Source organism: Sulfuricaulis sp., from assembly GCF_024653915.1.
Lineage (GTDB): Bacteria > Pseudomonadota > Gammaproteobacteria > Acidiferrobacterales > Sulfurifustaceae > Sulfuricaulis.
Genome location: NZ_JANLGY010000024.1, coordinates 1 through 14,318 on the forward strand (window position 1 = coordinate 1; position 14,318 = coordinate 14,318).

Annotated in this window: 17 protein-coding genes; 13 read left to right on the forward strand and 4 right to left on the reverse strand. The window is 58.2% G+C overall.

Translation table 11 applies throughout. From position 1 onward, the window contains the following. Positions 1-164: 164 nt before the first annotated feature. Complete coding sequence (locus NUV55_RS12045; RefSeq protein WP_296673321.1) at positions 165-380, reverse strand: hypothetical protein; 216 nt, start codon at positions 378-380, stop codon at positions 165-167. Between the two features lie 27 nt (positions 381-407). Between NUV55_RS12045 and NUV55_RS12050 the strand changes: the two genes are divergently transcribed. The 3 genes from NUV55_RS12050 to NUV55_RS12060 all read left to right on the forward strand — a co-directional run bounded on the left by NUV55_RS12050 (position 408) and on the right by NUV55_RS12060 (position 1,307). Next, complete coding sequence (locus NUV55_RS12050; RefSeq protein ID WP_296673322.1) at positions 408-614, forward strand: hypothetical protein; 207 nt, start codon at positions 408-410, stop codon at positions 612-614. Between the two features lie 150 nt (positions 615-764). Next, positions 765-1,046, forward strand: a complete 282-nt coding sequence (locus NUV55_RS12055) for a type II toxin-antitoxin system YafQ family toxin (RefSeq protein ID WP_367280418.1) — start codon at positions 765-767, stop codon at positions 1,044-1,046. Next, on the forward strand, positions 1,047-1,307 hold the full coding sequence (locus tag NUV55_RS12060; RefSeq protein ID WP_296673326.1) for a helix-turn-helix transcriptional regulator: 261 nt from the start codon (positions 1,047-1,049) through the stop codon (positions 1,305-1,307). A 49-nt stretch (positions 1,308-1,356) separates the two neighbouring features. Here the strand turns inward: NUV55_RS12060 and NUV55_RS12065 are convergent, their stop codons facing one another. Then, on the reverse strand, positions 1,357-2,199 hold the full coding sequence (locus tag NUV55_RS12065; RefSeq protein WP_296673327.1) for an SDR family NAD(P)-dependent oxidoreductase: 843 nt from the start codon (positions 2,197-2,199) through the stop codon (positions 1,357-1,359). A gap of 181 nt (positions 2,200-2,380) precedes the next feature. On the opposite strand from NUV55_RS12065, the gene NUV55_RS12070 reads away from it, so the two are divergent. The 5 genes from NUV55_RS12070 to NUV55_RS12090 all read left to right on the forward strand — a co-directional run bounded on the left by NUV55_RS12070 (position 2,381) and on the right by NUV55_RS12090 (position 8,067). Then, positions 2,381-3,349, forward strand: a complete 969-nt coding sequence (locus NUV55_RS12070; protein WP_296673329.1) for a Gfo/Idh/MocA family oxidoreductase — start codon at positions 2,381-2,383, stop codon at positions 3,347-3,349. Next, positions 3,337-4,473, forward strand: a complete 1,137-nt coding sequence (locus NUV55_RS12075) for a DegT/DnrJ/EryC1/StrS aminotransferase family protein (RefSeq protein ID WP_296673330.1) — start codon at positions 3,337-3,339, stop codon at positions 4,471-4,473. Before NUV55_RS12070 ends, NUV55_RS12075 begins: the two co-directional genes overlap by 13 nt. 276 nt (positions 4,474-4,749) lie before the next feature. Continuing rightward, positions 4,750-5,625 carry a substrate-binding domain-containing protein gene (locus NUV55_RS12080; RefSeq protein WP_296673332.1) on the forward strand — a complete coding sequence of 292 codons (876 nt, stop codon included), beginning with the start codon at positions 4,750-4,752 and terminating at the stop codon, positions 5,623-5,625. Between the two features lie 9 nt (positions 5,626-5,634). Then, positions 5,635-7,206, forward strand: coding sequence for a diguanylate cyclase (locus NUV55_RS12085; protein ID WP_296673333.1), 1,572 nt, complete (start codon positions 5,635-5,637; stop codon positions 7,204-7,206). A 207-nt stretch (positions 7,207-7,413) separates the two neighbouring features. Beyond that, the gene (locus NUV55_RS12090) at positions 7,414-8,067 is read left to right on the forward strand and encodes a hypothetical protein (protein WP_296673335.1); all 654 of its coding nucleotides are present in this window, start codon (positions 7,414-7,416) and stop codon (positions 8,065-8,067) included. Positions 8,068-8,163: 96 nt separating this feature from the next. Here NUV55_RS12090 and NUV55_RS12095 read toward each other — a convergent pair whose 3' ends face one another. Next, positions 8,164-8,508 (reverse strand): phenylpyruvate tautomerase MIF-related protein, encoded by a 345-nt coding sequence (locus NUV55_RS12095; protein WP_296673337.1) that lies wholly within the window; start codon positions 8,506-8,508, stop codon positions 8,164-8,166. 53 nt (positions 8,509-8,561) lie between these two features. On the opposite strand from NUV55_RS12095, the gene NUV55_RS12100 reads away from it, so the two are divergent. Together NUV55_RS12100 and NUV55_RS12105 are read left to right on the forward strand one after the other, a co-directional pair. After that, entirely contained in the window at positions 8,562-9,152 is a 591-nt protein-coding gene (locus NUV55_RS12100) for a DUF938 domain-containing protein (RefSeq protein ID WP_296673341.1), read from the forward strand. 90 nt (positions 9,153-9,242) lie between these two features. Then, the gene (locus tag NUV55_RS12105; protein ID WP_296673343.1) at positions 9,243-10,085 is read left to right on the forward strand and encodes a GGDEF domain-containing protein; all 843 of its coding nucleotides are present in this window, start codon (positions 9,243-9,245) and stop codon (positions 10,083-10,085) included. 234 nt (positions 10,086-10,319) lie between these two features. On the opposite strand, the gene NUV55_RS12110 is transcribed toward NUV55_RS12105, so the two are convergent. Next, positions 10,320-11,432 (reverse strand): quinone-dependent dihydroorotate dehydrogenase, encoded by a 1,113-nt coding sequence (locus NUV55_RS12110; protein WP_296673346.1) that lies wholly within the window; start codon positions 11,430-11,432, stop codon positions 10,320-10,322. Between the two features lie 130 nt (positions 11,433-11,562). On the opposite strand from NUV55_RS12110, the gene NUV55_RS12115 reads away from it, so the two are divergent. From NUV55_RS12115 to NUV55_RS12125, 3 genes are all read left to right on the forward strand, one after another. Next, positions 11,563-11,970 carry a hypothetical protein gene (locus NUV55_RS12115; RefSeq protein ID WP_296673348.1) on the forward strand — a complete coding sequence of 136 codons (408 nt, stop codon included), beginning with the start codon at positions 11,563-11,565 and terminating at the stop codon, positions 11,968-11,970. A gap of 135 nt (positions 11,971-12,105) precedes the next feature. Then, positions 12,106-13,788 carry a dihydroxy-acid dehydratase gene (gene ilvD, locus NUV55_RS12120; protein WP_296673350.1) on the forward strand — a complete coding sequence of 561 codons (1,683 nt, stop codon included), beginning with the start codon at positions 12,106-12,108 and terminating at the stop codon, positions 13,786-13,788. Between the two features lie 291 nt (positions 13,789-14,079). Next, positions 14,080-14,262, forward strand: a complete 183-nt coding sequence (locus NUV55_RS12125) for a hypothetical protein (protein ID WP_296673352.1) — start codon at positions 14,080-14,082, stop codon at positions 14,260-14,262. Positions 14,263-14,318: the final 56 nt, after the last annotated feature.

Sequence of the window (14,318 nt, forward strand, 5' to 3'; positions counted from 1 at the left end):
CTGCGGTTCTTTTTTTAAAAACGTCAGCCCCTAAATCCAAGCGAGTAGATAATCGCTTGCACCCTCCCTGGCGTTGTCCTCATTCCAAGGCACCCGCACAACTAAACCCTACTATTTTTATAGGTTATATGGAATGTAGGGGTATAGCAAGTTAGAGGGGTAATTCAGCGCCGGCCACCGTTGCTGACGGCGAATAAAACTCGATCGAGCATACGCACCGGCAAAACCCGCCGCAGCACGGCGAAAAGATGCGTGGGAAAGGTAACGGCATAACGCGCTTTCGGCCGGCGCGCCTCCAGTGCTTTGATCACTTTCTTCAGCACCGCTTCCGGCGGCAGCGTGAACGGCAAAGGCTTCTCGCCGCCCAGGCGCTGTTCCACGCGCGCGTAATAGTCACGATACGCGCTGTGCTCGCGGTCGATGTTGCGCTTGAAGGCCGCGTAGGCGTTGGCGCGAAAGCGGCTATTGCCAGTGTCAGTTTGCTCGATTCACTGGTGCTCTATGGCTTTCCGGAAAAAAGCAAATTATTTGCGGTGGGGCATCTGATTTTTGTCGTTAGCGCTTTAGCGTGGATGTTCTTCTGGCCAAGGCGTATTGGACGGCGTCAGGATTAAATAATGAGATTGCCCTCTAACAATCAAATCAAGTTCGCCCGCGAAAGGCGCTGGCCGGACGTGCGAGAACCGCGCACCGTTTATTTGAGTCATTATCCCGGAACGATGAGCTTGGTTGACATGCTATATTGAGTATAGTCATAATATGATATGTGGCGCATCGAAGAGCACCGACGGGTGGATAAACAGGCTGCGGCGGTCCCGAAGGATATCCTCAAGCGCTACGAAAAGTGGAAGGACATTGCGGCGATATCCGGCCCACCCGGGCTCCGTCTGATCAGGGGATTTCGTGACGAGGCTCTTTCAGGCGAGTGGCGAGGTTACCGGTCTTCCCGACTCGGAATTCAGTGGCGCGTCATCTACCGCGTGGTTGCCGAGAAGCTGCTCTTCCAGGTCGCATCGATAACCGCGCATGACTATAGGAGGTCATAAATGAAAGAGTATCGTCCTGCCAAAAAGCGTGTCACGGTTTCGGTCGGTGAGTCCGTGCGCATTCTTCGTGAACTCCAGGAGTTGAGCCAGAGCCAATTGGCTCGCCTGACCGGCATTCCCCAGGCCACCATTTCAGCCATCGAGAACGATCGTGTCCGTCTGGGTGTCGAGCGGGCCAAGGTTCTCGCCCGGGCACTCAAGTGTCATCCCGGGGTGCTGGTATTTCCCGGCTGGAAGCTGCCCGACAAAGCGGCGGCATAACAGGTTGTTCAACCGTGCGCGCAAAAACAGCGTGCCGGTGAACTCTGCGTTAGTGACGCCCGCCATTGCTGGTGGCGGACAGGATTTGGTCGAGCACGCGCACCGGCAACACCCGTCGCAACACGTGAAAGAGATGCGTGGGAAAGGTCACCCCATAGCGCGTCTTCGGCCGGCGCGCCTCCAACGCGCGAATCACCTTCTTCAGTACGGCTTCGGGCGGGAGTGTGAAGGGCAAGGGCTTGGGGCCTTCGAGGCGTTTTTCCACGCGCGCGTAGTATTCACGATACATACTATGTTCACGGTCTATGTTGCGCTGGAAGGCCGCGTAGGCGTTGGCGCGGAAACGGCTTTCGATCGGGCCGGGTTCGATGATCGAGATATATATATTGGTATTGCGCAGTTCCAGGCGCATCGTGTCGGACAATGCCTCGAGCGCGAACTTGGTGGCGTTGTAGGCGCCACGATAGGCGAAGCAGACAATACCGAGGATCGAGCTCATCTGGATGATGCGTCCTTCGCCCTGTGCGCGCATGGCGGGGATGACGAGGTTGGTCAGTTCCTGGGTGCCGAACAGGTTGGTCTCGAATTGGGCCCGCAATGTGTCGCGGGATAAATCCTCAACCGCGCCGGGCTGTCCGTAGGCGCCGTTGTTAATCAGCGCATAGAGCCGCCCTTGTGTGCGACCGAGCATGTTCTGCACGGCGGCTTGAATAGATTCAGAGGAATCCAGGTCGAGCCATAAGCTTTCAAACCCCGCGGCCGAGAGAGCGGCGACATCCGGCTCCTTGCGCGCGCTGGCGAACACCCGGTAACCGCGTTCCCGCAGGCCATGCGCGAGGCAGTTGCCGATGCCGGAAGAACAGCCGGTGATCAATACGCTTTTCGATTCCATGCGGATGGTGTCGGTCAGGAATGTGGCACCATGGGGAAACCGACTGTAGGGTGTTTACCGCCGTAGTTCAATTGCCCGGTTCATGGCGTCGGCGCTGAATTCCGGTATAATTTGCGCGCTTATATGACGGCGCTTTATTTTTCATTCGACCTCGCGGAAGGACACCGCCCCTTGAGCTCCCATGCCCACGCCTGCTGTTGAAACTTCCGGAAAACTGCGCGTCGGCGTCGCCGGTGTCGGTTATCTCGGCCGCTTTCATGCGCGCATCTACGCCGCCATGCCGGATGTCGAACTCGTCGGCGTGGCCGATTCCGATGAACGCGTGGCGAAAGAAGTGGCTGAGCAGCATGGCTGCCGCGCCTACACCGACGCGCGCGAACTGATCGGGAGCGTGGACGCCATCAGCATCGTGGTGCCGACCATTTACCATGGCGATGTGGCGCGACCGTTCCTTGAAAAAGGCGTGCACATGCTGATGGAAAAACCCATCGCGCCAACCTACGAGGAATCACGCGCGCTGGTGGAGCTGGCCGAACGCGCGGGGGTGATTTTTCAGGTGGGGCATCTCGAGCGCTTCAACGCCGGCATCATGGCGCTGGCCGAGCGCGCACAGAATCCGCGCTTCATTGAGGTGCATCGCCTTGGCCCCTTTGTCGAACGTGCCACCGACGTGGACGTGGTGACCGATCTCATGATCCACGACATCGACATCGTGCTGTCGCTGGTGAAATCGGATATCCGGAATATCGCCGCCACCGGCACCAACGTGCTCACCGATCACGTGGACATTGCCAACGCCCGCATTGAATTTGAGAACGGCGCCGTGGCAAACGTGACTGCCAGCCGCGTCTCGAACAAGAAACTGCGTCGTATCCGCATCTTTGGAACTGAGCACTATTATGGTCTTGACTACATCGACCAGAAGCTCGAAATGGTCCGCTCCGAACCGGACCCGGACGGCGGAAAATGGCCGCACATCGTGACCGAGCGGCTCGACATCACGCCGCGCCCGCCGCTGGACGCCGAACTCGAATATTTCGTGAAATCCGTGCGCACCGGCACGCCGCCCCTGGTCACCGGCAGGGTGGGGCTCGAGGCACTGCGCGTGGCCCTGCTCGTCAAGGAGAAAATCGCCGCATGCACGCCGTAACCAGGGCCCAGCCCGTCCCGTTTCTCGATCTTACCGCGCAGTACAAACGCCTCGAAACCGAATGGCTCGCCGCCATCCGCGAGACCGGCGCGCGCGGCAGTTTCATTCTTGGCCCGCATACTCAGGCGTTCGAAAAGGAATTCGCCGAATACGTTGGCGTGAAGCACGCCATCGCGGTGGCCAATGGCACGGATTCGCTTTATCTCTCGTTGCGCGCGCTGGGTATAGGCAAGGGCGATGAGGTCATTACCACACCATTCACCTTCTTTGCCTCGGCCGAAACCATCGACATGGTCGGCGCCACGCCGGTATTTGTTGATATTCTCCCGGACAGTTTCTGTCTCGACCCCGCGAGCGTGCGCGCGAAAATCACACCTAAAACCAAGGCCATCGTGCCGGTGCACATCTTCGGTTATCCGTCCGGGATGGACGAGATCATGGAAATCGCCAAAAAGCACAAACTCGCCGTGATCGAAGACTGTGCCCAGTCTTTCGGCGCACTGCATAACGGCAAGGTGGTCGGTTCGATCGGCGATACCGGTAGCTTCAGTTTCTATCCGACGAAGGTTCTTGGTTGCTACGGTGACGGCGGTATGGTCACGACCAATTCAGATGCGGTTAACGAACATATCCGTCGGCTGCGTAACCACGGCGCGGCGAAGCCCTTCCTGCATACCGAAATCGGCATGAACAGCCGACTCGACGAGGTTCAGGCGGCGGCGCTGCGCATCAAACTGCGGCATATCAAAGATGACATCGCTGGCCGGCAGAAAGTGGCGGCGGAGTATACGAAGCGCCTGACTAACTCCTCTGTCAAAACCCCGCCCTTACCCAAAAACGGCACACATGTTTTCAATCTCTATACTATTCGCGTGCACAGGCGCGATGCTGTGCGTCAGGCCCTGACGGACGCACAGATTGGCACCTCGCAGTGCTATCCGCAGGGACTGCACCTGCAAGAAGTCTACAAGCATCTCCACTATAAGCCCGGCAGCCTCCCCGTGTGCGAGCACGCCTGTACTGAAACGCTGTCACTCCCCATGTACCCCGGTATGCCGCTTGGCCACATTGAGCGCGTATGCGAGGTTCTGCTTGCCGCCATCAGCCCGCGCAGGGCGCAATAGCGCAACCTATTGCGCCTTACGCTGACTTCCCTTTATCCCGGCATGCGCCGGGTGGGGATGTTCAGCGAATGAGTAATCTTCTTTAGAGGCGTTATCTGCTTCCTGACGTATGGGGAGAGATAAGCCTCTGTTCTGACGGTATTTTGTACTTTTGCCGGCCTGAAATATCTCTAAATGCGGGCATTTCGCGGGAATTCCCTGATTCGCCGTGCGGGAAGACAGGCACGGAACTTGCAACTTTTGCTCCACCTGTCAGGTATTTCCCGAGGTGTTTTCATGACTGTGACCATCAAGCGCATCAGGCCCGTATTAATCAGTGTCTTTTTTTTCGCCATCCTGAACGCCCTTTCCCCGCTTTCGGTGGCAGCAGAAGATCCACCCGACGCCAAGACCATTACCGGCGCCGGCGAACATTTCTCGTGGGTTATTCTCGACGAGCTCAAGCCGGACCTGGAGCGCAAGTATGGCCGCATCATCAAGCTATTCGGCAAGGAGTCCATGCTCGGCGCGGGCTGCGGCAAGGGGATAAAAAAGGCCAAGGAAAACGGTCCCGGTCACGAAACCTTCGGCTTCGTCTGCTGCCCGTTGAGTCCAGAAGAGGTTCAGAAGGAAGGTCTCACGGCTCATCCGCTGGCGCAGGAGGCGCTGTTGATTCTGGTGAACAAGTCCAATCCGGTTGAGGATATTCCGATCGAAAAGGTCCGCGCCATCTTTCGCGGCGAGATTACCAACTGGAAAGAGGTGGGCGGGGAGGACAAACCCATCGTCGTGGTGCTGCGCCCGCACTGCCCGGATCGCCCCGGACACTGGAAGACCATCGTTCCGGCGCTCGATCAGTTCCGCAAGGACCGGCTCGATGTGAAGAGCGAGGCCGAGGTGGTTCAGCGGGTTTCCGATTTTGCGGAGGGTGTCGGCAATATCGGCGCCACCTGGATCTTCAGTTCGGATGAAAAGGTGAAGGTCGTCAAGGTCAGCGGTCTCGCCCCCACGGCGGAAAACCTCAAGTCGGGCAAGTATCCCTTCACGCAGGAACTGTCCATCGTGACCCACGGCGAGATCTCCGGCGACCTGGCCGGCATCATCAAGGATGTGCAGACGAGCAAGGCGTTCAAGGAAGTAGGGAAGAAATACGAACTGGTTCCGCGAAACTAGCGCCTGACCGTGTTTCTTCCGCGCACATACCGGCTCCGCCTGGTTGTCTACATCACCGTCCTGCTGGTGTTCCTGGTGGCGGTGCTGGCGTTTTCGTATCGCGGCAGCCGCGCGCTCATCCTGCAGGTGGCCGAGAACAATATCAGCCGCGTGGCCCAGCAGATCGAAGGCCAGGTCGGATATGACGCGCGCGATTCCCGCGCGCGCGTCAAGATGATCCGCGACAATGTCCCCCTGACGGAGTACCTGTTCATCGCCGCCGCGCTCGATACCGACGCCGCCGCTGTCCGGGAATTGTATCAAAGGCAATTCGGCTGGCTGCCGGCGGATCGGGTGGTTTTGCTCATGAAGAACGGCAAGGCCATGCTCGGCGCGGAGCATGCGGACCTGATCCAGGCGCTGCGCGCGCGGCGCGCGCCAAAGCAACGGCTTGAACAGCAGTTCTACCTCTACGGAAAGAACGGACTGGAGCTGGTTTCCGCGGCACCCGTGGATTACCGCTCACAATACCTCGGCGTGGTCGCGATCACCGCGGCCATCAGCGATGAGTGGATGAAGACCACGCGCCGACTCAGCAACGGCCATCTCATCATGGTGAAGGACGGCAAAATCATCCAGACCACGCTCGGGAGCGAATGGGCAGGGCTTGGCTTCAATCCGGCGTCGAATGTGCTGCGTGCCGGCAATGAAGAATTTCTGGTGCGGCAGATCCAGGTGGCCGGCGCGGACCCCGGCCTGCCTACCTTATGGTTTGCGCTGTCGGAGGCGGAGTTGACGGAACGAATCAATCGCCAGCGCAACCAGATACTGGCGCTGGCCGCCACGGGGGGCGTCGGTATTCTGTTGATCGGTTTCCTGATGTTGCGGAATTTCAGCGCGCCCCTGGGAAGGCTGGTTGCCGTCATCAAAGAGGTCGGCGATGGCCGGTTCCCGGATTTCCGCGAGACGGAAAACAGGGACGAGATCGGCTACCTGTGGAACCAGTTCGCCGAGATGGTCCGCAATCTGCGCGACAAGCAGGAGGAACTTGCCGCCGTGCACCAGCAGCTCGAAAAACAGGCGGTCACCGACGCGCTTACCGGTCTCTACAACCGCCATTACCTCTACGATATCTATCCCAAACTCTGGAGCGAGGCGTTGCGGCAGAACGGCGGGCTTTCCGTGATCCTGATCGACCTCGACCACTTCAAGTCGGTCAACGACCGTTTTGGACACCCGACCGGCGACACGGTGCTCGTGCACGTGGCAAATGTGTTGCGCGAGTCTTGTCGGGTGAGCGATTTCCTGTTCCGCATGGGTGGCGAAGAGTTCATCGTGCTCACGCACGCCGGCCTTGAAGGGGCGCAGGTGCTGGCGGAAAAGATCCGGGAGGCGTTGGAGCGCAGTCCGATCAACGAAGGCCAGTTCACCATCCGCACGACCGCCAGCCTCGGTGTGGCCCAGGCGGAGGAAACCGACGGCCTGAATGGACTGACCCAGACGCTGGCACGTGTGGACAAGGCGCTTTACGCCGCCAAACAGGCGGGACGCAACCGCGTGGCCTGTTGGCAGACGCCGCGCCTAGTTGTCTCCAAACGCTGACCTCTCGTGTCGGTGTTGCACGCTATGTTTTTGGCCAGCTCACGGCGACTTGGTACACGCCACGGCTTCGGTCAGCACGCAGGCTGTATCTGCCTCATGGTCACCGTGCGCGGAGTCTTCGCCAAGGAACTTCTTGCATGTTCACTGCCCGCTTGCCAAGCCCGCTGAATGATGGCGACTCGTAGTCGATTGCACTCTAATGTTCTTGTGCGCGCCGCGATGCTCTGCGCGGTGGTTCTGCTTGGCCTGTCGGTCCCCCCAATCGGGTTCCTGGCCGGTTTTATCGGTCGGATGCCTAATCAGCTTGCCGTGCCGTTCGTGGAACAGTGGTCGCTGCTCAAAACCCTGTGGGCGTCAAATCCGGAAGCGGCGACACGGATCCTGATGCAACAGCCGCTGATGGTGATTGCGCACAGCGAGCCGGCCAGCGGAATGGGGGTATGGAAGCTGTTCTTCTACCCCGTTCCTGTGGCGGTTCTCCTGGCGGTTTCGATCTTTGCTGCTGTTATTCTCTGCCCCGGTGCCCGCGGCGCGACGTTGCGGCGCCTCGTTCCGCTGCTGCCGGGAATGGCGGTACTGGTGTTCGTTACGACCTACGTACAAGTGTCGACCTGCTGCACGGGCGGACCGCGGTGGGCTCTCGACGTCTGGCTGTTCTCGCTTGCGTACAATCCGCTCAGTACACTGATCGACTGGCAACAGCTTTACTCCCGGATTGAGGGGTTATTGTCGATCATGCAGGTTGTACTGGCGCTGCTCGGCGCAGTACTTCTTGCGTTGGGGGCTAGACGAGCAAGGAATGAACACGCTGATGCGAAACGGCTTCGTGGCACATCCGATCCGTCGGGGCATTCCTCATGACCGTCACGGGCAAGCTCCAGCGGAGTTAGTGCGGCGGCATGAATCCATTTGAACTTATCCAATGGGCATTTCTCAGGATGGCAACATTGACCATTGTCAAAAGGTGCCGCCATCCCAGCCCCACATAGAATCCTTGGCATCCGCGAATTCGATATAAACCCGCTCTGACGGGATTTTGAGTTCATCCAATACAAGTTGGCACAGCACCTTGGATAAGGTCTCCGTCTTGCTCTCCGGAAGGCCGATGGATTTAAGTTCAAGGTAGGCACAAGGTGTGGTACTGCCCGCGAACATCATGGGTTGGGCGGGGTCGATGCGCACCATGACGTATTTTTCAGGTTTGCCGATATTTTTGGACACCAGCACCGAAGCCTTTTTCAGAAATTCCTGCTTGGTGTCTTCCGCTATCTCGCGGTTGGTCTGGATTTTAAGATAGGGCATGGCATCCTCCTGGGTTGTTCTGCCGGACATAATAATCCACCATAGGGTGGACCATGAAACAACATTCACCTTCCTGCGAACGCAATAAAGAACCGATTCTGGCGGTGCTGCGCAATATTTTCACCGCCCCCGGCCTGATACTGGAAATCGGCAGCGGCAGCGGCCAGCACGCCGTGCATTTTGCGCGCGGGCTGCCACAGATGACATGGCAGCCGACCGATACCACCGAAAACCTTCCCAGTATTTCCGCCTGGCGCGCGGAGGCAAGTTTGCCCAACCTGCGCGAACCGATGGCGCTCGACCTCTTTGTCGATGCCTGGCCGGCGAAAGAGGCGCAGGCGCTCGTGTGCATCAATACCCTGCACATCGTCGCATGGGAGGCCGTGCAAAAATTATTCATCGGCGCTGGACGGCTGCTCAAAACTGGTGGCATTGTGTATGTCTACGGTCCCTATCGTTACGCTGGCCGAGCGCTGGAACCGAGTAACGAGGACTTCGATCGCTGGTTGAAGGCCCGCGACCCGGTTTCCGGCGTGCGCCTGTTCGAAGACGTGAACCGGCTGGCTGAACAAAATGGTTTTATTCTCGCCGGCGACCGCGCCATGCCGGCAAACAATCGTTCGATATGGTGGCAAAAGAGCTGATGCAACCGGTCCTCATTCGGCTTCCCTCGGCAGCCCGCGGATGATACTTTCAGTACGGTCCGGCAACGACATTCAGGTGATTTCACCATAATGCTGCACTTCATTGCCAATGGATTGGTGGCAGCCGCGATTATCCTCCAGTTTCTGGCGCTGAGACCTGTCCGAATATTGATTGCGCTGCTTCCCCCCGGCCGACTGCGGTTCAGTTGGTATGTCCTGACCGCCCTCATTATTATTTTTATTATCGGTTACGGCGCCTACATTCCGGCGTTCTGGGGAAGCCATGAGAGACTCTCTGATCTTGTTGTTCCGGCAGTTTTTTTCCTGGTCGCATGCTTCGTGCTTCTGGTAAACATCCTGTCCCTCGAAACCGCGCGCAACATGCAACGCCTGAGAGTTTTCGAACAGGAAAGCATCACCGATCCTCTAACGGGTATCTATAATCGCCGCTATCTGGAGCGCCGTCTGACGGATGAAATTGCGCGTGCCAATCGTTATGGCATGCCGCTTTCCGTGCTCTTGATTGATATCGATCATTTCAAGCGCGTCAATGACATCTATGGGCATCAGGTTGGTGACCTGGTGCTGGAAGGCATGGCGCAACTGATTGTCACTACCCTGCGGACCACGGACATCGTGGCGCGCTATGGCGGCGAGGAAATCATGGTAATTGCGCCGAGCACGCCCGTGAAAATAGCGGCTGATTTGGCTGAAAGGCTGCGCAAGATTGTGGAGAACGCCTCATTCGAGGTGCCGATCGAACTGGATTGCGATATCAGCGCGCTGGGTGTCACGGTGAGCATTGGTGTGGCCTGTATTGGTCCACACACCAAGGATATGCAGGATCTGATACAGAGCGCTGACAAGGCGTTGTACCGCGCAAAAAGCGAAGGGCGCAATCGTGTCGTCACGGGTAATACCACGGACGTCTGAATTCTCACTCCGCTTATATATTGGGAACCTCTAAAAATCGCTTCTCATGTAGGTTGGGTCAAGCCGCGTCAGCGGCGGACCCAACACAATTTCGCCCGGAGCGAAATTGGGCGCACACAGTGCGCCCGAAGGGCGAGCCACAGGGATGTGGCGAGTCAAAATCATATTGTTCGGCGGGTTTCGCTTCGCTCAACCCACCCTACACTTGAATTATTAGAGGTTCCCTCTTGTTAATTAGCCAGAGTTTTGCCGGCGCGCCTGCGCCACGGCTTCCGCCAGCGTGGCACAACCGGAGACCCGCACACGCTCGGCCAAGTTGCGCACGATGGCCTGCACCACGCACGGCCCTTCGTAAATCAGCGCGGTGTATATCTGGACCAAATCGGCGCCGGCGACGAGCTTGTTCCATGCGTCGTCCGCGTTTTCAATACCGCCCACACCAATAATCGGAACGTTTCCCTGAAGATGGCTGTACAGCTTGCGGATGATTTCCGTGGAAAGCGATTTGAGCGGACGGCCGCTCAGGCCGCCGCTCTGGTGCGCCAGCGGATCGTTGGCAAGATGGGGACGAGTGATGGTCGTATTGGTGGCGATAACCGCATCGAATTTGTGTTCCAGCACCAGCCGGGCAATTGCAGTAATCTGAGTATCATCCAGATCGGGCGCGATCTTGAGCGCGATCGGCACGTAACGTCCGTGTTTTTCAGCGAGTGCGGCCTGTTCCGCCTTTAATGTACGCAGCAATGCTTCGAGATTTTCTTCATTCTGAAGGTCGCGCAGGCCAGTCGTATTCGGCGAGGAGATGTTGACAGCAATGTAATCCGCGTGGGGATACGCGTCTCGGAGTGCGGCGCAATAGTCTTCGACCGCGCGTTCAACCGGCGTGTCGCGATTCTTGCCGATATTAATCCCGATTGGGCAAGGCCTGGCCTCGCGAGCAAGATTGACCAGGAGCTGACTAAGACCGACGTTGTTGAACCCCATGCGATTGATCAGCGCCGCCTGCTGCGACAGGCGAAACAGACGTGGTTTTGGGTTGCCGGGCTGCGGCCGCGGGGTAACTGTACCGAGCTCGAGGAAGCCAAAACCCAGATCGGACAAAGGCTGGATATATTCGGCATTTTTATCCAACCCGGCCGCCAATCCCACCGGGTTTGGAAAATTAAGTCCCATCACGCTGACCGGCAAAGATGTCGGGCGATGCGCGAATACAATTCGTGTCAGTGCACCGGCGCCGGGTATCCGGTACAGCAGGCGCAACGCTGAAAAGGTCAGGTGGTGGCTGGTTTCGGCGGGGAGCCGGAAGAGCAGCGGGCGCAACAACCGATACGAGACGCAAGTGTTCATGGGAGTGGATGCATGATAAGCCGGCAGTGGGTGAGAATGTCAACGACAAAAAGTCATGCTGTTGTATTTATGGTGATGCGATATGATGGAATCAGCATCATCCATTGGACATGACATCAGGAGGATGAATATGGCCAGAGCACAGAAGGTCAGTTACTTCGCGATGCAAATCCCCAACCGGGCGGGCGAGGCGGGGCGGATTCTGGCGGGGTTGGCGAAGGCCGGGGTCAATCTGCTGGCGTTCACCGGTTTTCCCAGCGGAAACCGGTCGCAGGTGGATTTTATTCCCGCCAACCCGACCACCTTTCTGGCGGTTGCCCGGGGCATGAAACTCAGGGTGCGCGGCAAAAAGACGGGATTTCTCGTTCGCGGCAGCGACCAGCGCGGTGCGATTGCCAAGGTGATGTTGAAGTTGGCGAGGGCCAAGATCAACGTCACCGCTGTGGACGCAGTCTGTGCCGGCGCCGGACGTTTCGGTGCGATTCTCTGGGTTAAACAGAAGGATGTAAACCGCGCGGCGCGCTCGCTCGGCGCCTAATATCCACCTTATTGCCCTCCGTCGCGTCGCGGCGGAGGCTCAGGTGTTGTCCGTTTTCCACTTCAGCCAACTCCTCGGTCTACGGTAGAATGACCGGCTTTCATCGGTCGGCCATCGGGCACGGGCGGAGATTTCATGGCAAGCAAACTGAATCGTTATAGTTCCCGCATCACGCAACCCAAGTCGCAAGGCGCCTCGCAGGCGATGCTTTACGGCACCGGCCTGACGCGCGCGGATATGGACAAGGCCCAGATTGGTATCGTCGCCAACTGGTTCGAGGGCAACACCTGCAACATGCATTTGAACGATCTGGCCGCCCGGGTCAAAGAAGGCGTGACGAAAGCAGGGCTGGTGGGCATGCGCTTCAACACCATCGGCGTATCGGACGGCATTTCCATGGGCACGGATGGAATGTCATATTCTCTGCAGTCGCGCGAGGTCATCGCCGACTCGATCGAGACGGTCATGGGTGCGCAGTGGTATGACGGGCTCATCGCGTTGCCCGGCTGCGACAAGAACATGCCCGGCTGCCTGATCGGCATGGGCCGGCTGAACCGTCCGGCGATCATGGTATACGGCGGCACCATCAAGCCGGGCCACAGTAAAAAGGGAGACACCCTCGATATCATCTCGGCGTTCCAGAGTTATGGCGAATTCATTGCCAATAAGATCGACGAGACGACGCGCGAGGACATCGTCGAACACGCCTGCCCCGGCGCGGGGGCGTGTGGCGGCATGTACACCGCGAACACCATGGCCAGCGCCATCGAGGCACTCGGCATGTCTCTGCCGTATAGCTCCTCGGTTCCGGCAATGGAGCCCGGCAAGCGCGAGGAGTGCTTGCGTGCCGGCGCCGCCATGCGCGAATTGCTCGAAAAGGACATCAAGCCGCGCGACATCATGACGCGCGCGGCGTTCGAGAACGCCATGGTCATGGTCATGGCGCTCGGTGGGTCGACCAACGCCGTGTTGCACCTTATCGCCATGGCGCGTTCGGTGAGGGTGAATCTCACGATCGACGATTTTCAGAAGGTCTCGGATCGTGTGCCGTTTCTCGCGGACCTGAAACCGAGCGGCAAGCACGTCATGGAGGATTTGCACAACGCTGGGGGAACGCCGGCAGTGATGAAATATCTGCTTGAGAAGAAATTGCTCGAGGGCGGGTGTCTCACGGTCACGGGAAAGACCATCGCGGAAAATCTCGCCAAGCTTCCAGGTTTGAAAGCCGGTCAGAACGTTATCATGACGCTGGAAAAACCTGTCAAGGCGAGTGGCCATATACAAATCCTCAAGGGCAATCTCGCACCGGGCGGAGCCGTGGCCAAAATCACCGGCAAGGAAGGTTTGCGTTTCACGGGTCCGGCGCGGGTGTACGACTGCGAGGAAGACATGTTGAAAGGCCTCGAACGCGCGGAGATCAAAAAAGGTGATGTGGTGGTCATCCGTTACGAAGGTCCGAAAGGCGGTCCCGGCATGCCCGAAATGTTGACACCCTCTTCAGCCATCATGGGCGCGGGCCTGGGAAAAGACGTGGCGCTTATGACCGACGGACGCTTCTCCGGCGGATCACACGGCTTCATCATCGGTCATGTGGTGCCGGAGGCGCAGGAAGGCGGGCCGATCGCGCTGATTCGTGATGGCGATGTGATCACGATCGATGCCGGGAAGAACGAGATCAGCGTGGCGGTGAACGATGCGGAAATGGCCAAGCGCAAGGCGGCCTGGAAAATGCCGCCGTACAAAGTTACGCACGGTACGCTCTACAAGTTCATCAAGAATGTCAAAAATGCCTCCGAAGGTTGCGTCACCGACGAATGAAGTGAACGCACGCTGGTTGCCGGGTTGATCATTTCTGGCGCCGTGATGTTTGTTTACCCTGCAGTGCCATTGCCCGCCGGCAGCGTGACGACGCACCGCATTCACCCGCCACGGGAAGACACCCGCCGCTGACGCCTTCTTTGGGTGGCTGGGTAAAAAATTGCGCTCAGACAGGGCTAATCTTCGAGGTTTTCAAGCCTGTTTGGGCTTTGGCACGGTTTCTGCTTTGCTTTAGGTATATCAAACGCCGGCCGGGGTTAACCGCCAGAACCCGGGCCTGACGAGGTTACCATGGCAAATGTCTATACGAACGGAAGCACGGGTTACAAGGGCGCTGAGCGTCGCAAGTTCAATCGCCGCAATGTGGTGGATCGCCGCAAGGATATCCGCTGGGAACCGGATAAATCCAGCCGGCGTCAAGCGACCGGTCGCCGAGTCGTTGATCAATTGGGTGTGAACGGCAACAAACGTTAGGAAGTAATCTTTCTGACTCGAAATCCGGGGGAGTCGGGCGGGGGGTCCGCCTGCGT